General features: G+C 44.6%; 14 protein-coding genes. 5 read left to right on the top strand and 9 right to left on the bottom strand.

The annotated features are described in order from the left end of the window. Positions 1 to 161: 161 nt before the first annotated feature. On the top strand, positions 162 to 917 hold the full coding sequence (locus L5M18_RS05445) for a DsbA family protein (RefSeq protein WP_263196160.1): 756 nt from the start codon (positions 162 to 164) through the stop codon (positions 915 to 917). Between the two features lie 107 nt (positions 918 to 1,024). On the opposite strand, the gene L5M18_RS05440 is transcribed toward L5M18_RS05445, so the two are convergent. Beyond that, positions 1,025 to 1,552, bottom strand: coding sequence for a cytochrome b/b6 domain-containing protein (locus L5M18_RS05440; protein ID WP_263196174.1), 528 nt, complete (start codon positions 1,550 to 1,552; stop codon positions 1,025 to 1,027). Positions 1,553 to 1,659: 107 nt separating this feature from the next. Next, positions 1,660 to 2,181 (bottom strand): menaquinone-dependent protoporphyrinogen IX dehydrogenase, encoded by a 522-nt coding sequence (hemG, locus tag L5M18_RS05435; RefSeq protein ID WP_028761755.1) that lies wholly within the window; start codon positions 2,179 to 2,181, stop codon positions 1,660 to 1,662. A gap of 476 nt (positions 2,182 to 2,657) precedes the next feature. Between hemG and L5M18_RS05430 the strand changes: the two genes are divergently transcribed. Further along, positions 2,658 to 3,866 (top strand): MFS transporter, encoded by a 1,209-nt coding sequence (locus L5M18_RS05430; protein ID WP_113939002.1) that lies wholly within the window; start codon positions 2,658 to 2,660, stop codon positions 3,864 to 3,866. Positions 3,867 to 4,010: 144 nt separating this feature from the next. Beyond that, positions 4,011 to 4,850, top strand: coding sequence for a TIGR03899 family protein (locus L5M18_RS05425; protein WP_028761753.1), 840 nt, complete (start codon positions 4,011 to 4,013; stop codon positions 4,848 to 4,850). Between the two features lie 105 nt (positions 4,851 to 4,955). On the opposite strand, the gene cysC is transcribed toward L5M18_RS05425, so the two are convergent. The 5 genes from cysC to cobA form a co-directional block, all read right to left on the bottom strand. Beyond that, positions 4,956 to 5,573 (bottom strand): adenylyl-sulfate kinase, encoded by a 618-nt coding sequence (gene cysC / locus L5M18_RS05420; RefSeq protein ID WP_105251589.1) that lies wholly within the window; start codon positions 5,571 to 5,573, stop codon positions 4,956 to 4,958. Positions 5,574 to 5,637: 64 nt separating this feature from the next. Beyond that, on the bottom strand, positions 5,638 to 7,362 hold the full coding sequence (locus L5M18_RS05415; protein WP_263196159.1) for an SLC13 family permease: 1,725 nt from the start codon (positions 7,360 to 7,362) through the stop codon (positions 5,638 to 5,640). A gap of 3 nt (positions 7,363 to 7,365) precedes the next feature. Further along, positions 7,366 to 8,808 (bottom strand): sulfate adenylyltransferase subunit CysN, encoded by a 1,443-nt coding sequence (cysN, locus tag L5M18_RS05410; protein ID WP_263196158.1) that lies wholly within the window; start codon positions 8,806 to 8,808, stop codon positions 7,366 to 7,368. An 83-nt stretch (positions 8,809 to 8,891) separates the two neighbouring features. Beyond that, entirely contained in the window at positions 8,892 to 9,800 is a 909-nt protein-coding gene (cysD, locus tag L5M18_RS05405; protein ID WP_105251586.1) for a sulfate adenylyltransferase subunit CysD, read from the bottom strand. Positions 9,801 to 9,891: 91 nt separating this feature from the next. Then, positions 9,892 to 10,737, bottom strand: a complete 846-nt coding sequence (cobA, locus tag L5M18_RS05400) for a uroporphyrinogen-III C-methyltransferase (RefSeq protein ID WP_263196157.1) — start codon at positions 10,735 to 10,737, stop codon at positions 9,892 to 9,894. Positions 10,738 to 11,179: 442 nt separating this feature from the next. Here cobA and L5M18_RS05395 point away from each other — a divergent pair, with 442 nt between their 5' ends. Then, entirely contained in the window at positions 11,180 to 12,064 is an 885-nt protein-coding gene (locus tag L5M18_RS05395; protein ID WP_263196156.1) for a phospholipase A, read from the top strand. Positions 12,065 to 12,297: 233 nt separating this feature from the next. Then, positions 12,298 to 13,854 (top strand): S41 family peptidase, encoded by a 1,557-nt coding sequence (locus L5M18_RS05390; protein WP_263196155.1) that lies wholly within the window; start codon positions 12,298 to 12,300, stop codon positions 13,852 to 13,854. 61 nt (positions 13,855 to 13,915) lie between these two features. Here the strand turns inward: L5M18_RS05390 and L5M18_RS05385 are convergent, their stop codons facing one another. Together L5M18_RS05385 and mtgA are read right to left on the bottom strand one after the other, a co-directional pair. Next, on the bottom strand, positions 13,916 to 15,652 hold the full coding sequence (locus tag L5M18_RS05385; RefSeq protein ID WP_173496778.1) for a hypothetical protein: 1,737 nt from the start codon (positions 15,650 to 15,652) through the stop codon (positions 13,916 to 13,918). A gap of 402 nt (positions 15,653 to 16,054) precedes the next feature. Continuing rightward, on the bottom strand, positions 16,055 to 16,840 hold the full coding sequence (mtgA, locus tag L5M18_RS05380; protein ID WP_105251581.1) for a monofunctional biosynthetic peptidoglycan transglycosylase: 786 nt from the start codon (positions 16,838 to 16,840) through the stop codon (positions 16,055 to 16,057). Positions 16,841 to 17,296: the final 456 nt, after the last annotated feature.

Below are 17,296 nucleotides of genomic sequence, written 5' to 3'. Positions count from 1 at the left end.
TTAAGCCTTTCCATTTAACCTGAACCTATGCGTCAACGCTGGCATTTTGGCTAGCTTAACTCCTAGGTTGAAGTTCACTCTATCTCTTATATTGACCGTTGAATGTCAACGATAACAACGACTGACATTGTGAATTCAATCCCACCGAATTTGAGGAAACTATGATTAAACAATTAGCCTTGGCTGTAACCTTAGCGATTGCACCATTGAGCACCTTTGCCGCCAATTTTGTTGAAGGCACACATTACACTCAAATCTCGACCAAAGCGCCTAGCAGCGAACCAAAACTCACTGAATTCTATTCATTTTATTGCCATAACTGCTTCAATATGGAAACCAACTATTTGCCTGATATCAAGGCAAACCTCAACAAACAGATAAGTTTCGACAATAAGCATGTCGACTTTATGAATAGCGACATTGGCACCGAAGTGATGCGTTCATTAGCCGTGATCCAAAGCATTGATAACAAAGACGCCTTAACCCATGCCATGTTTACCGCAATCCAAGGTGCAGAGGGCGCAAACGGCCACGATCATAGTGCACCTGGCCATCAGCACGAGCCGCAAATTAACAGCCGTGATGACATCAAAAAAGTCTTCGCCCAATTTGGTGTCGATGCTGCTAAATACGATGAATTAGCCGATAGCAAAAGCACTAATGAAAAGCTTTCCCTGTGGCGCACCCAACAGAATGAATTCAAAATCGACAGCGTACCCGCCTTTATCGTGAACGATAAATATGCGGTAAATTTAAACAGCATCAAAACCTTAGATGAGTTAATTGGGTTAATTAACTACCTTGCTGTTGAGAAAGATGCCGCCCCCGCTAAAACCTCATCGGGTGGCAGTCTAAGCTGGTTATTTCTAGTCTTCGCCGCCGCAATTGGTGTGACCCGTCAGCAACGTCTTAGCTAATTCAAAACAATCGTTGGAATAAAAAAATGGCCTCCAAATTAGGAGGCCATTTTTATGCGTGTTCAATCCAAGTGATTGGTATAAGCGCTCAATATGGGTTCTGAAGTTTATTGCCGAATAAAATCAAGAATATGGCTCGCAGCCAAGACGAGATGTAGGATCAAGAAACCAATAAAAGCCTGCGCAAAGACTTGGTGATAACCACGCCATGTCAGTGCCGTTGGCGTCCCTTGAACGATAAACCAAACTAGACCCGTAACCCCTGTAGCCACCAGCAACAGCATGCCAATACCTTCTATGGCACTAAACAGCCCTTTGCCACCAGCGACGGGGAGTTTACCTTTAGTAAGTCCAACAACATCTTGCTTTAACTGTGACCAATCGCCCGCCAACCAGCCAAAGTATTGGTGCCACTTGCCACGCAAGATATTGCTGAGTAAGAAAAGAATCCCAAGCACAGTACACGCTAAACCTAAATATACATGCAAATAATCCCAAAAACTGGCGTTATCGAGTATCCGTCGGCCCATAAAAATCCACGGACTGGAACACACGAGTAAGATAGTCGACACGACAATCCACACATGCAGTTGCGCCATAATGACTCGGCATAAGGAGCGAAGTTTAGTCATCATACTGATCATATTTAATGCTCCTTTGCCCTTGTGACTAAGGCATACATACAGCTTGCAGGGCGCGAATAGAATAGGGCTAAATGAAGCACCGAAATTTGATATCAAGCTTAAGCGCTGTGGATCTGCTCACCAAACTCAGTCACTTTCTGCCAATCCGTGTATTCAACATTGGTAACAGGGTCAGTAGGTCCTTTAGTTAACCACATGATGAAACGGATAATATTTCTATCTAAAGCGTTATAGCCTTGGTAATTCAAGTTACCCCCAAAAACGCGCAACAATTGTGGCCGCCAAGTGGTTTTACTTAAAAATGCCTGCATGTAAGGATTGGTCTCTGGGGTGTTTTTCTCGGGTTTACGTGCCACTAAGCTGACAGAGAAAAAACCACTGACCTTATCCGTCAATACGGCTTGATGCTTTTCAATAAACTCGTACAAACTTGGGTTATGTTTACCATGGCGAATACTGGCGCCTATGATGATTTTGTCGAACTCAGTGAGCACTGGAGCGGCCTTGATATCGGCAGTAACCACTTCATTACCCAAAGCCATTAACTGCTGTGCGAGCTTTTTAGCAATCTTTTGGGTCTGGCCGTGAACACTAGAGTAAATGATAAGAATTCTTTTCAATTTAGCCTCGATTAATCCCAAGCAAAATAACAATAAGCGGCCTAGAAAAGACGGTGTAGGCGACTTAATTTCGACTCTCTATGCCCGTTTGGCATATCAAATGACATCACAACGCTCAGACTAAATGCGCTAAAAGTAGCAATGGACACTCAGAGTCATTGGCATTCCAGTGGAATTTAACTTGGTATGCAAAAGTAAAATGACAATTAAGATATTTCATACTAGGTGATTTACCCGCCAATTTACATGAAATAGATCACGGGCTTAGCGCCAAACACCCCAAGTATATGCGGTAGTTTTAACTGCCTCACAAAAATAACGCCTTAGGTATATTCTCGCTTTAGCGTCTTTGTAACCTAGGGAGTTAATTCGCCTAAACATTGTTACAAAATTGAAAGGGATAAGTCACACCTTATATAGCCAACCTAAGAAAAAAGCATTAGCATTTGAACACTTATCGCCTGAGTCCCTTATCCATGAAAGCTATTCAAGCAAAAGATCCTAAAGCACTCTTGCTGTGGATGACCTTTGTTATGTCACTCGTGTTTGCCGTTTGGCAGGCATTGCTCAACAACTTCGTGATTGAGAAAGCCCAATTCACTGGTGCTGAAATCGGCATGTTACAAAGCCTGCGCGAAATCCCCGGCTTCTTGGCTTTTACGGCAATTTTTGTGCTGCTGCTCATTCGAGAACAAGCCTTCGCCCTGCTCTCGCTCGCCATTTTATGTATCGGCGTAGCGGTAACAGGTTTCTTTCCTCAGGTCATAGGCCTGTATCTAACGACTGTGTTGATGTCTGTCGGGTTTCACTATTTTGAAACCATCAACCAATCGCTAACGCTGCAATGGGTCGATAAAAAAGACGCGGCTGGATTTATGGGGAAAGCACTGGCGTGGCGTTCGGCGGCCGCTTTAGTCGGTTATGCCAGCATTTGGCTAGTAATGACTTGGTTGAAGCTGGACTACCTGCATATGTATTTGATTATAGGCGTATTAGGTCTCATCATTGTGCTAACCATAACATGGTATTACCCCAAGTTTGAGACAACGGAAATACAACACAAAAAAATCATACTGCGTAAACGCTATTGGCTCTATTACCTGCTCACCTTTTTTTCAGGTGCGAGGCGGCAAATCTTTATGGTATTTGCGGGCTTTATGATGGTTGAAAAGTTTGGTTATAGCGTCAGTGAAATCACTGCGCTGTTCTTAATCAACTATGCCGTTAATCTACTGTTTGCGCCTGCTATTGGTCGTTTGATTGGACGTATTGGTGAGCGTAATGCGCTTACTGTGGAATATATTGGACTCATCTTAGTCTTTATCAGCTATGCCCTAGTCGAACAAGCCCATATGGCGGCAGCACTCTACGTCATCGATCATTTACTGTTTGCGATGGCAATTGCGATGAAAACCTATTTTCAAAAAATCGCCGACAGCAAAGACATTGCCGCCACTATGTCAGTCAGTTTCACCATAAACCACATAGCGGCTGTGATTATTCCTGTGCTTTTGGGCTTATTATGGTTAACCGATCCCGCCTTTGTATTTTACATAGGGGCGGGCTTTGCCGTATGTTCGTTACTGCTAGCGCTGAATGTTCCGCGCCATCCTGAACCGGGTAATGAAACCTTATGGTCTTGGCCAACTAAAAGTGCGAAATCAATCGCTAAAGTCGTTAAATAAAACGGCATAATAACGAACCAAAGAATTGGCTTAACGAGATGCTCAAACTAAAGAGATGATCATCTAAAGTAAGCTACAACCGAATGTAAGAGTTCACTAAGCCCACACCTCAACCACAGTGCAGGCTCAAGGATTAATAACGCGATGAAGGATTCAGATATTTTACTGTTGGCAGAAGAAGGCGAGTCAGCATCCGAGGTATCCGCTCGCAAAAAAGCCCTGCTACTTGGTCGCCAATTAGGGCTCGCCAGTGAGCAAGAATATCGCCCTGCGAACGCCTCAATAGCCGAGCGAGCTCAACATAGAGCACGCAAGTTATCGAGCGAATATCAGGCCAATGTGGAAACCATTTTTGCCTTAGCCCTCAGTTATACCCACTCAGATGTCACTGGGGTCGATCTTGATCCCGATTGGAGCCATCAATTTTTCTTGATGGCGGAACAAATCCATAACCGTAAGATGCAAGATTTGTGGGCTCGGATATTGTCGAGCGAGATAGTGAATCCGGGAAACTTCAGTCTACGTACCCTAGCGCTGCTCAAGCAACTGACTCACAGGGAAGCACAAATTCTAGAAAAAGCCCTTGGCATGGCGGCTAAGGTAAATAACGAGCAGCGCCTAAAACTCATCAGTGGCTACCGCTTGTCAGGTGGGATTGGCCAGTATTTCCGTAAAACCACCTCAGTCAATTTAGGCTTATCCCAGTTTGGGCTACCCTATTCCAGTATTCTGACCTTAGTCGATGCAGGAATACTTCACAGCAGTGAGTTCGAAACCGGTTTACTCAATAACAAAACACCGATTCAATTTGCCCTGCAAGGCATACAAATGAAGCTTACGCCCAAGAGCGGTAATCTGCTTTTTAGTTATTATCGCTTAACACCGATTGGCGATGAACTCGCCCAACTAGTACAGCCTAAGCCAGATCAAGAATACTTGAAGGCTCTACAGCTCTTATTTGCTAAAGACTTTAAAATAGAATAATTATCGCACTATAAAAATAAATTATGAATCAATGGTATAAGCAGTAAAACCCAGAAATAACAAAGGAGCCTAAAGGCTCCTTTTAAGCAAGATAAGGGCTAAATGTTAAGCTAGCGCTTTTGCCTTATCGGCATTAATAACATTGATCGCCGTTAAATAATCGATTAATGCACGCACTTGTGTCACTAAATCGCCTTTGCTGGTATCTATGGTTAACTCAGCGGCTAATGGCGCTTCATAGGGTGATGAAATACCAGTGAAATTGCTAATTTCGCCACTGCGCGCTTTCACATACAACCCCTTAGGGTCACGCTGCTCGCACACACTCAAAGGCGTCGCTACATGCACTTCAATAAACTGCCCCGCAGGAAAACGGGCACGAATACCATCACGTTCTTCACGGGTCGGGGAAATAAAGGCCGATAACACCACAAGCCCCGCATCCACCATCAATTTAGCCACTTCACCCACACGACGCAGGTTCTCATCACGGTCTTCAACCGTAAACCCTAAATCTTTACACAGGCCATGGCGCACATTATCGCCATCGAGCAAATAAGTGTGGAATCCCGCCTCAAATAACGCCCGCTCTAGTGCACCCGCCAATGTTGACTTGCCCGCGCCAGAAAGTCCGGTAAACCAAAGTAGTACTGGGTTTTGGCCTTTCTGCTCGGCTCTGGCGGCTTGGTCTACAGGATGTTGATGCCACACGATATTTGTCATAAAAACTCCTCAATCCCCATGTTGACTAACCGCTAACATAAGGGCAATAAACTCAAGCTAATCACTAAAATGGAAAGATGATCGGCACCATAAATATCACTATCAGGGAATACAGCACAGATAACGGCAATCCAAGGCGGACAAAGTCACTGAAGCGATAATTACCCGCATTAAATACCATCAAATTGGTCTGATAGCCGTAGGGTGAAATAAAGCTCGCGCTGGCACCAAAGACAACGGCCATAATAAAGGGCCTTGCATCGACACCGTAATTAAGCGCGATCGCGTAAGCGATAGGGAACGCCAGCGCCGCCGCTGCGTTATTGGTCACCAGTTCAGTCAGCAATAAGGTCATTAAATACACGCCGACAAAAGCGCCAAATACCCCATAACCGTTAATAACTGAGAGTAATCCTTGGGCTAAACTGTTCGCAAGGCCTGTACTCATCATCAAGTTGGCAAGCCCTAATGCACTCCCCACGATCACCACTAATTCCAATGGGAAACGGCGTTTAAGCTCAGCCAGTGTGACTGCGCCTATGGCAAAATAACTGAGCAGCAATATCACTAAACCTTTAGCCAAGGGTAATATGCCAGTGACACTCAGGACGATCGTTGCCGCAAAGCCCAGCAATACCCAACGACCACGACGACTGTCTAGACGCACATTCAAATCTAAGCCACTGATCGCTGCAAACTCTGAACTCAGCTTTGCGCTATTGCTAAAACCATCACCTGGCGTCAATAACAACACATCACCGGGTTGCAGAATAATGTCACCGAGTCCGCCCTTCAGCGGATGATTTCCGCGGCGAATGGCCATCACAGCCGCATCAAATTGCTCACGAAAACGCGATGCTTTCAACGAACTGCCCACTAAACTGGATGACGGTGCGAGTACAGCTTCAACTAAATTTTGTCCTTTGGCTTGATGTTTACCAAACCAATCTAAACCATCGAATTGGTGCAATAACTCAACCGATTCCACCGCGCCACTAAAGCGCAGCACATCGTCCGCTTGCAACACTAACTGGGGCGGCACAGGGCAAATACAAATGCCACTGCGTTCTAATTCAACCAGATATAACTTTTTTAGTGCCCTAAGTTTGTTATCCACCACACTGCGACCGACCAAGGACGAACCTTTCGCCACATGGGCTTCGAGCAAATATGGCAGCGCTTCTTCACCTGATTCTTCCCGTCTGTCGGGCAGAATGTTCGCCAGTAAGGTCAGTAACAAGATGCCTGCGACGACGATCACCACTGCAACTGGCGTAAACTCGAAGAAGCCTAAGGCGGGTAAGCCGGCGTTTTCTACAAAGGAGTTCACAATCAAGTTGGTCGAGGTACCAATCAGGGTCAGTGTGCCACCTAAAATTGCCGCATAATTTAACGGCAATAATAACTTAGCTGGCGCGTGTGCTTGATTGCGGCGCACAACACCAATCAGTGATGCCACAACTGCAGTGTTATTGGTAAATGACGACAGTAAAGCCGTCGAAAAACCGAGCTTTGCCATTGTCATAGGCAAAGAACTATTGCCTATGACTTGACTCAACTTTCCCAGCAGGGACGTTTTTTCTAACGCCGTCGCGGCCAATACCAAGAGGACCAGCGTGACTAAGCCAATATTGGTAAAGCTTGTTAATGCGGTATCGAGCGCAACCATGCCAAGCAAATAACAGAGCAAAAATGCAAATAAAAACAATACCGCTGGATTGATACGGCCGCTAATTAAGCCAGCCACAAGCCCTATCAAAATAATCGCTAATAGCCACAAGTCACTCACAAATTAAGCTCCAAGCTTAGTGATATCTATCGCTTGCCAATGGGGGAAGTGTTTACGCACTAAGGCATTAAACTCGACTTCAAAGGCACTAAATTGTGATGCTGTTTGCTTGTTAACATGTTGACCCGACACCACCATCACTGCGGCAACCGTCGCATTACTCAGGCGGTCGATTAAGATCATTCCGCCCGTATCACGCACTAACGAATATGCATCAAACACTATGTCTTCGGTCAATTCTAAGGTCACACGCGCAATCGCGTTTAGCCCAAGCGTATCTGTCGCACTGCGCGCTAAGGTGTTAACGTCAACCACATAATAGATAGCAGTCACAGAAGCTTGCGTCTTCTTACCGGCCACTTTGATGTCGTATAACTGACCGAGTTGTAATGGCTTTTCATCCATCCACACGATATCAGCACTGATCACGTTAGCGACGGCAGGTGCAGAATCCGGTCTTGCCAGTAAATCGCCACGGGAAATATCAATTTCATCTTCCAGCGTGATCGTCACAGCTTGGCCAGCAACCGCTTCTTGTATGTCACCATCGAAGGTCACAATACGTTCAACCTTGCTGCGTTTGCCCGATGGCAAAGCGACTAACTCGTCACCAACATTGATAATGCCAGAGGCTAAAGTGCCTGCAAAACCGCGAAAATCTAAGTGAGGACGCGACACATATTGCACAGGAAAACGCACTGGCAATGAGCTGAGTTCACGTTGAGTATCAATGGTTTCTAGCAGTTCAAGCAGTGTACCGCCTTGATACCAGTCGCTTTGAGTGCTGCGCTCAACCACGTTGTCACCATTAAGCGCCGATAACGGCACAAAGTGGATATCGAGGTTGCCGAAATCTTTAACGAAATCCGTAAAATCGGCACGAATACGGTTGAATACTTGCTCGTCAAACCCAAGCAAATCCATCTTATTCACGGCCACAACAAAGTGACGAATACCCAGTAATGACGCGATAAACGCATGACGCTTAGTCTGAGTCTGCACGCCGTAGCGGGCATCGACTAAAATCACCGCTAAATCACAGGTCGATGCACCCGTTGCCATGTTGCGAGTGTACTGCTCATGCCCTGGCGTATCGGCGATGATGAACTTGCGCTTATCACTTGAAAAATAACGATAAGCCACATCGATAGTGATGCCCTGCTCGCGCTCGGCTTGCAGACCATCCACCAGCAAGGCTAAGTCAATGGCTTCACCTGTGGTGCCCATCTTAGCGCTGTCGCTCTTGAGGCTCGCTAATTGATCTTCATAGATCTGGGCGCTGTCGTGTAACAGACGGCCGATTAAGGTACTTTTACCATCGTCAACACTGCCACAGGTTAAAAAACGCAGTAAGCCTTTGTGTTGCTGCAGGGCTAGATATTCTTTCACACCATGGAGGGTAATTTCTGCCGCCATGAGATTGGTTTTATTGACCGCTTTGTCCATCTTATTCTCACTCTTGATCTGCTTGGCTGAAGGTCGCGCTTTACTTGCGCCACTTTCGCGAAATAGGGTTAACCCTGTAGAGATTAAAAGTAGCCTTGACGCTTCTTCTGCTCCATAGAGGCACTTTGATCTGAGTCGATCAATCGGCCCTGACGTTCGCTCGAACGGGTTAACAGCATTTCTTCAATAATCTTTTCTAGACTGTCGGCCTCAGAATACATGGCGGCCGTGAGAGGGTAGCAACCTAAGGTTCTAAAACGCACCACTTCTTCTTTAATCTGCTCGCCCTCGGCTAACTTCATCCGCTCGTCATCAGCCATGATTAACTGACCACCGCGCTCAACCACTTTACGTTTAGCAGCAAAGTACAAAGGCACTAACTCAATGTTTTCTTGATAAATATATTGCCAAATATCCAGCTCAGTCCAGTTAGATAATGGGAATACGCGAATACTTTCACCCTTGTTCACTGCGCCGTTATAGGTGCGCCATAATTCTGGACGTTGATTTTTAGGGTCCCATCTGTGGTGACGGTCGCGGAAGGAATACACACGCTCTTTGGCGCGCGATTTTTCTTCATCGCGGCGAGCCCCACCGAAAGCCGCATCGAAACCATATTGGTTAAGTGCTTGCTTTAATCCTTGAGTTTTCATGATGTCAGTGTGTTTCGCACTGCCATGGTCGAAGGGGTTAATCCCCTGCGCCAACCCTTCTGGGTTAATGTGTGTCAGTAACTCGAAGCCAAATTTCTTTGCCTGCGCATCACGAAACGCGATCATCTCTTTGAATTTCCACCCCGTGTCGACATGCAGCAACGGGAATGGGATCTTGCCCGGATAAAAGGCTTTACGCGCTAAGTGCAACATAACGGAAGAATCTTTCCCGATGGAATACAACATCACAGGATTATCGAATTCGGCTGCAACTTCACGAATGATCTGGATGCTCTCGGCTTCCAGTTGTTGTAAGTGGCTTAGTTCACGCCCGGCCATACTATTCTCCGTTACCTTAAATTCGCCGTGTTACCACAGCATGGATTAGCTTAATTTGTTTAACTGCTTAATAGCTTTAACTGTTTGCGGCTTAGCTTATCGACGCGACGGCCGACACTCTAACCGATTGAGTCTGTTCATCACTGATCTGAGTCGATTCAATCGCTTCAGGTTTGAACCAATGCAAAGTGTCACTCAGCGTGACGACTTCACCTATGATCATCAAAGCTGGCATTTGTAATTCTGGATCGGCGGCAAGCTGTTCAAGCTCACCTAAACGGCCGATAAAACGACGTTGCTCTTTAGTGGTTGCCTTTGACACTATCGCCACAGGCGTTTCAGGGCTTCGGCCCGCATCGACTAGACCTTGGCGAATAATGCCTGCGTTCAGAACCCCCATATACACGACTAAGGTATTGTTAGGATTAGCATAACCTTGCCAATCCATAGGGCGACTCTCTAACTGACAATGGCCAGTGATAAAAGTGACGCCTTGGGCATGGTCTCTGTGGGTTAGGGGAATTCCCGCATAGGCTGACGTGCCGCTGGCAGCGGTAATGCCGGGAACGACTTCAAACTCAACCCCAGCTTCAACTAAGGTTTGTAACTCTTCGCCCCCGCGGCCGAAAATAAAAGGATCGCCACCTTTAAGGCGCACCACATTTTTACGGGTGTAAGCTTTAGTGACGAGTAACTGATTAATCTCGTCCTGTGCGGCGCTATGCTTGCCCGCACGTTTACCTACGGCAATCTTCTCAGCGTCTTTAGGAATAAGATTGAGGATATCTTGGCTGACTAAAGCGTCGTATAGCACTGCATCAGCGGTTTTAAGGATGCGCCATGCCTTTAACGTCAATAACTCAACGTCGCCGGGACCGGCACCCACCAGCCAGACTTTGCCTTTGGCCGCTTGGCCCGGTAAAGAGAAAATTTCCATCAGAATCCCCAAGATCACTTTAGTCTGTAGAAATATAGCGCGTCTTATATTCCATAATAAATAGATAATTATTAGTTTTTATATCATTTAGATATAAAAGAATAAGTGACCACTCACTTAAAGTGGGGAAAACCTTGGGTTTCAAAATCAAAAATGCCCTAAATCCAGGTTAACCCATTGAAATAAAAATAACTTAATAAGATTAAGCGAATTGCATCAAAATAATATCTGTCCGCTAAGTGCATGATTTTGGCACTATGTTATTGCCAAAAATTCTACCTAAACATGTCTCTATGGGACTAAAAATGGCTGACTACAAGATTTTTCATTAAGTGACACCGGATTTTTCCATAAGCATAAATTCACTTTCTAATGTTAAGCTGGAAATAACTATCTTTGTTGAGTACGACTGACAAATAAATAAACACATCAAGGAGGGCAGATGAAACCACTTTACTCAGGTATTGCATTGGCAGGGCTATTAGCCTGTACGGACGTAAATGCCGAAGAATCATTAGTAAAAGGAAGAGTAAAAGATGAACTTGCCACGGCGGATCTACCTTTTGTGATTACGCCACATAAAGTGAATTACCTTTTACCAGTCACCTACAGCCCAGATCCCAACATGGCACCTTTCACCGAAGATGCAATACTCAACCCCTATTCTTTAGATGAGTTTGAGGCTAAGTTCCAAATCAGTTTTAAATTTCCTATTTGGTACAATGTGTTTGGTGATAATGGCCATTTATTTTTTGCTTACACCAATCAATCCTATTGGCAGGTTTATAACAAAGACACTTCATCGCCTTTTAGGGAAACCAATCACGAGCCTGAAGTCTTTATGCTGTTTAATAACGATTGGAAAATTGGCAGTGTGACCAATTCCTTTTGGGGATTTGGTGCCGTACATCAATCGAATGGTAAAGCAGGACCACTTTCCCGCAGTTGGAATCGACTCTATGCCACTATGATTTTTGATGCAGGCCCACTCGCCTTCTCCACCAAAGTGTGGTGGCGTATTCCTGAAGATGAAAAGACAGATCCATATAAATCCAGCGGCGACGATAACCCTAATATTGATGACTATATAGGTAAAGCAGAGTTTATTGGCGTTTATGGTATCGATGAACATAGATTCACTTTAACTGTTAAAACCAATCTAGAAGATATCGACAGAGGCTCAGCAGAACTGACTTGGAGTCATCCTATCGTCGGCAACTTACGCTTTTATACTCAATACTTTAATGGTTATGGCGAAAGCCTAATCGATTACAACTATCACAATCAACGTATTGGTATCGGAATTTCACTCAACGATATTCTATAAGAAAGATATACCCACTTGGTCCCGCTGTTTAAGATTGTTTGGGTATATAAAGTGACTAAGTACAAAAATCGACCATAATTTGCTGCTAATCTACCAAACCTGCTGCTAAATTGCTCAGATGGACCTGAGTTTATGGCTCAGCGGGACGATTTACATTGATCCGAATGGCATTTAAGCCGATAGTCGCACACCTTTTTGTGCCCTGAAGCAGCGCCTTAACATCATGGAGGAATATGAGTTTTAGCTACCGCAGCATAGTCATGCTACTCAGTGTCATTATTTTCGCGAGCTTACTTAAGCTCGCGTTTTTCGCTGCGCCAAAAGATAGCGCTGCACCAGTGCTGAATGCACAAGAGGTACGCCAAGATCTCTATGCCTTATTGGATCAAATCGAGCAACACTCAGCGTTTTATGCCTTAACGGCCGACAAAGCCAACCCGCAGCTTAAATTTATGGCTAGCCTTATTGTTGAACAGTATCAAGATATTACTCCCAATGATCGCTTTGCTGCTGAAGTCACTAAATTACTCAATACCCTCAAAGATCCAGGCGCTCAAGTGCATAACTTCGATGATCAAAGCGGCGATCTCCCGTTAACGCTAAGGCCAGTCAACGACCAATGGTTAGCCTTGGATAACGGTAATAATCCAGTCAACAACGACTTCCCCTTTATCACTCATATCGATGGTTTACCTATGAGCAAATGGGTAGCGGCCAGCCAAACCTACTTACCTGAGCCGGCAAAACAGAGTCAAGAAATGCAGTTACCTTGGCTGAAAAAACTTAACCTACTGCGCGAAGACTTAGGACTCAGCATAAAGCCCTATGTAGTCATTACGCTAATTAATGATGACCTGCAAAGCCAGCAGGTGACTCTCGCCCTGCCAAGCCATAAACCGCAAGTTCAATTAGCAACTATCAGTGAAAAAGACGAGACTCAAGATATTAATGTGCTCGAGTTTATTAACCAATTATCTCAATTTGAACGCACCGAATTTCAAGACATGCCAAATCAATTAGAGACGGTCAACAATACGACGGTCAAGCTTAAGATCAGCGATCTCTACGCCTTTGAATTAGATAAAGAACAACAGCAAGAACTGCTCAAAGGCATGACACATCCCTTACTGATCATTGATTTACGTGATGCCAGTGGCTTTAGTCCAAAATTATTGACTATGCTGTCGCGATATCAAGATACGGATTTAAATAACACTTTAGCACTTAACGTGATGGGATTTGCGCACTATCGCCGCTCACCAGAGCTGAGAAATGATTATCTACAGCCGCTCAATTTTATGCCTCTGGATGCGTTAGAGTACAGTCCTCCTAGGCTCAAATCTCTCACCCGTAACTTACCCTCTGTCGATAAAGAGAAATTCAGCCCTTGGTATGTTCGCACTAAGCCTGCGGTGGCTCCTGAAGGGCGAAATCGCTTAGCACTACTCGTGAGTCCCCATTGTCGCCAAGAATGTGAGTGGATTGCCTATCGTACTAAATCTTGGTCTAGGGCAAATTTGATTGGTGAAAAAACCTCAGGCGACTTTGCACGTCAGTATCATTTCAAACTGCCAAACAGTGGATTAAACATAAGATTCAGCAGTTCGTTAACCTATGATGCACAAGGGAGACTCCTGTCCGGTATCGGGACTGAACCGGATATTTTGCTCCCTCAGAACAGTGATATTCAATGGCAAGGGCTCGTTAGTTTAATGCGCTCCGCCAAGCCAAAAGCACAACTTGTACTGCCAGCACAGCACACTAAGTTGGCTCAAGCTAAGCTAAATTAAGCCAAAAAAAGAGCCAGCAATCTGCAGGCTCTTTTTAAGCAAATATGAGTTTACTAACGCATTACTTCTTTTCAGTCGCTTTAGAATTGGCGACTGAACCTATGACCAAGCCTTGCTTATTCACATCAAAGCTCATTTGAACTCGCATGTTGTAATCTTTAAGCATTTGCATTTCTTCAGGGATCGGCTCACCGCTCATTTCTAACAGTGTAAGCACTGGCGTAAACATCTTGCCGTAATCAGCAGACAAGCTGTACATACCATTCGCTGACAGTTTCTCGCCTGCTAATTTGTTGGCTAAAGCCAAGCCTTTATCACCGCTATACACCACTAAATGTTGGCCTTTAATCGCCAGCATTGGCTTAACACCTAACTCTGGAGGCAACATCAATATTGGAGATAAATCAGTAGCATCGCCGTTATCGGCTAATTGCACTTCAGCCAGCATAGGGGCGAAAGGTTTCACCATATTGAACAACATGGATGGGTTTTCGGCGCTAAGGCTGACTAAAGCATCTAAGCTTTCTAACTTAGGCTCTTGATCTTGTGTGCTCATTTTAAAATCGAGCAATGAAACGCTCATGCCTTTCACACCGTTAGCCATGCCAGTAAACATGCCTAGCATAGCAGGGCTCTGTTGGCTCAACTCAGCCTGCAACTCTGCCAATGGTGCACAGGTCAGTTGTGGCTTTTGCAGATCATCCCAAATAGCCGTTAATGAAGGGGTAATTTCATTGATATCTAGACCTATTCCCATGGAGAAGATAGTGCTGTCGATATCCGCCAGATGCGATGGAATAAAACCACGCATCTTTTGCATTGCCGCAAGAATAGGTTGATTCTTCGTTTCGACAACAAATGAAGCCGCCATATGGCTTTCTTTTTCAGTCACAGAAAACGCCGTTAAACCAGCAACGGTACGCGGCCAGTTAGCGGCAATCGCAGTCAGTTCGGTACGACATTCTGGTGTTCTGATTTGAGCTAATGGATCTTCACCCTCACTTTCATCAGCAAAAAATTGAGTCAGTTGCTTAGCTAGCATATTGCTATCTGCAGAGGTCAATGCCTTTACAATTTCCACATGGTTAATAAAGCTAATGCTGTCATCTTTAAAACCATGGGTCTTAATAATATCTTCTAATATGCCAGAAGCGGCTAATGACTGCGGCGCCTTCTTAATACCAAATGCCATTTCTAATAACTCAGGCTCGGTAATAGAGGTGCTGAAAGTCATCGTTAATATGCCATCTTTCTGGGCAAATAGCAGTTCTGCTTTCTCTGCTGAGCTTTCATCCGATAGTGCATAAGCGCGATAATCAACATCACCCACTTTACGCATTTCGTGGGTTACACCACTGTCTTTTTCGGCTTTATCTAATACAGCCCAAAATGCTTCGGCCTGATTAACATCAATCTTTAATACTGGCAAAGCACCTAAAGTATAAATATAAGGTTTAACTTCATCGGGGAAACCGAAGGTTTTTAACAGTAAGGCAGGATCTTTCATCCCATCCATATACTGCTGATAAATGCTAACGAAGAACTTGCCCATAGGGCTATCCTGCACACCGAGTTCATCAAGCGTATTACTTGGATATTGCTGATAATTTCCAGAAATAGACTGTAAATACGCTTTTAACGGGAAGGGTTTTAACTGGCCCGAAAATATCGGCGTATCGGCAGGTACATAGTCGAGCAAAGGATTAGCAGAGGCACTAGAACCCGCGCCATTCTGCATATACCAATAACCACCAGCACCTGCTGCAATAATTGCCGCGGCAATCACAATCTTTTTCATTTAAGAAACTCCATTTAATGACATTCAATTTTATGAAAACAATACCTAAAGAACTCACCTTAGGTATTTAAATATTTATCCGCTCTTACATATCCCTTATGCAGATAATGCAAAATCAGAAAACGCAACGACTCAGCCCTACGCAATACAAACCCAGTTTAAAATGCTTAGGCTAAGCGAAACTAAGGTATAAAATTTTCCCGATAATTTAACATTAAACCGACACAGAAGCGAACAGGATAGGAGTTCGCAGCATTAAAAACGCATTAGAATTAACGTTTATTAAACATAACTCCAATCTTATTTCAATTCGGTAATAAAACATCTCAAAGTCATCGACGATTAAGCAAAGAACCCAATGACAAATTAAGCTCATCTCACTCAAACTAACTCACCAGAGCGTCATCGTGCTTCGTGGACTTTTTTAAGCGTGACGTCACCTAGCTGACGCATTTGCTTACGAATCCAAGCTGAGCGCTGCTGTACATAGGATGACGGTGGAGACACCTTATAGCGCCAAGGATTGGGTAAAATGGCTGCGAGTAATGAGGCCTCGTATTGGGTGAGTTTTGCCGCTGACTTTCCAAAATAATGCTTTGATGCCGCTTCGGCGCCATAAATGCCTGGACCAAATTCTACAATATTTAAATACACTTCAAGAATACGCGACTTATCCCAAGTCAACTCCATCAATAACGTAAACCAAGCTTCCAATCCCTTACGAAAGAAACTGCGACTCGACCACATAAAAAGGTTTTTCGCCGCCTGCTGACTTAAGGTACTTGCCCCACGGACTTTGGTGCCTTTTTGGTTGTATTTCAGCGCCGAACTTATCGCGGCTAAATCGAATCCAGTATGCTCAACAAAACGTTGATCTTCCGCAGCAATCACAGCCAATTGTAATTCGGGAGAAATTTGCGCTAAATCGCGCCATTGATGCCTGATCTCACCGATAGGTGCAGGTGGAAATAAGGCACGCTCGATACGCCAAGTCCACATAGGAGGATCGACGAATCGTAGTAGGATCACTAATAAAATTGAGCAAATAAATGCCCAAACTAATCCCTTAAATAACCAAGACAATAAACGACGAAAACCACGCTTTCGTCTCTGAGGTGCTGGGTCACTCGACTTATTGACACTTGGACGCCTGACATGATCTCGCATCGCATATAAAGGGGCCGTCATTTATACCATCTCATCCACACACTCTCATTTCTTGTTTCTCATCTATCCAGTCAAGCCATCCCATTGCAAGGATTCTTTGGGGCAACCTAGGCTTACAGAAAATATTCTAAAGCTTTACGCGAGTTGCAAGCTGATCATGCTACGAGAGTAAAGGAAACACCAAGGATATCTTACTCGATAATCAAAGATAGGTTGAGAAATAACCATAACAAGAACAAATCACTATTGAAGATTAACTGGGGTCGACTTAACTTGACCTCGGCAGCTTTGACGACAGCTGACCGAGGTAATGATGACTGATTAACGAGAGCTAGCAAGTCAATCAAACTGCTTGATACTCGCAGGTGCGAGTCAGGTTTTCAACGCTTTCACTGCATCCAATTAAGCCATATCGATACACAGCAAACCCAGCCCATAAATACCGATATACAACAACTTAACCTCATAAAAGACATG

Source organism: Shewanella sp. SM20, assembly GCF_025654545.1.
GTDB lineage: Bacteria > Pseudomonadota > Gammaproteobacteria > Enterobacterales > Shewanellaceae > Shewanella > Shewanella oncorhynchi.
The sequence above is the reverse complement of the archived record's forward strand: the minus strand, read 5'-3'. Positions and strand labels throughout refer to the sequence as shown.

What these genes read in the sequence shown, in the direction of transcription:
- L5M18_RS05385 (WP_173496778.1), bottom strand. Translation starts at nt 15,652, where the DNA reads ATGAAAAAGATTGTGATTGCCGCGGCAATTATTGCAGCAGGTGCTGGT.
- L5M18_RS05445 (WP_263196160.1), top strand. Translation starts at nt 162, where the DNA reads ATGATTAAACAATTAGCCTTGGCTGTAACCTTAGCGATTGCACCATTG.
- mtgA (WP_105251581.1), bottom strand. Translation starts at nt 16,840, where the DNA reads ATGACGGCCCCTTTATATGCGATGCGAGATCATGTCAGGCGTCCAAGT.
- cysD (WP_105251586.1), bottom strand. Translation starts at nt 9,800, where the DNA reads ATGGCCGGGCGTGAACTAAGCCACTTACAACAACTGGAAGCCGAGAGC.
- L5M18_RS05440 (WP_263196174.1), bottom strand. Translation starts at nt 1,552, where the DNA reads ATGATGACTAAACTTCGCTCCTTATGCCGAGTCATTATGGCGCAACTG.
- L5M18_RS05430 (WP_113939002.1), top strand. Translation starts at nt 2,658, where the DNA reads ATGAAAGCTATTCAAGCAAAAGATCCTAAAGCACTCTTGCTGTGGATG.
- L5M18_RS05390 (WP_263196155.1), top strand. Translation starts at nt 12,298, where the DNA reads ATGAGTTTTAGCTACCGCAGCATAGTCATGCTACTCAGTGTCATTATT.
- cysN (WP_263196158.1), bottom strand. Translation starts at nt 8,808, where the DNA reads ATGGACAAAGCGGTCAATAAAACCAATCTCATGGCGGCAGAAATTACC.
- cobA (WP_263196157.1), bottom strand. Translation starts at nt 10,737, where the DNA reads ATGGAAATTTTCTCTTTACCGGGCCAAGCGGCCAAAGGCAAAGTCTGG.
- cysC (WP_105251589.1), bottom strand. Translation starts at nt 5,573, where the DNA reads ATGACAAATATCGTGTGGCATCAACATCCTGTAGACCAAGCCGCCAGA.
- L5M18_RS05395 (WP_263196156.1), top strand. Translation starts at nt 11,180, where the DNA reads ATGAAACCACTTTACTCAGGTATTGCATTGGCAGGGCTATTAGCCTGT.
- L5M18_RS05425 (WP_028761753.1), top strand. Translation starts at nt 4,011, where the DNA reads ATGAAGGATTCAGATATTTTACTGTTGGCAGAAGAAGGCGAGTCAGCA.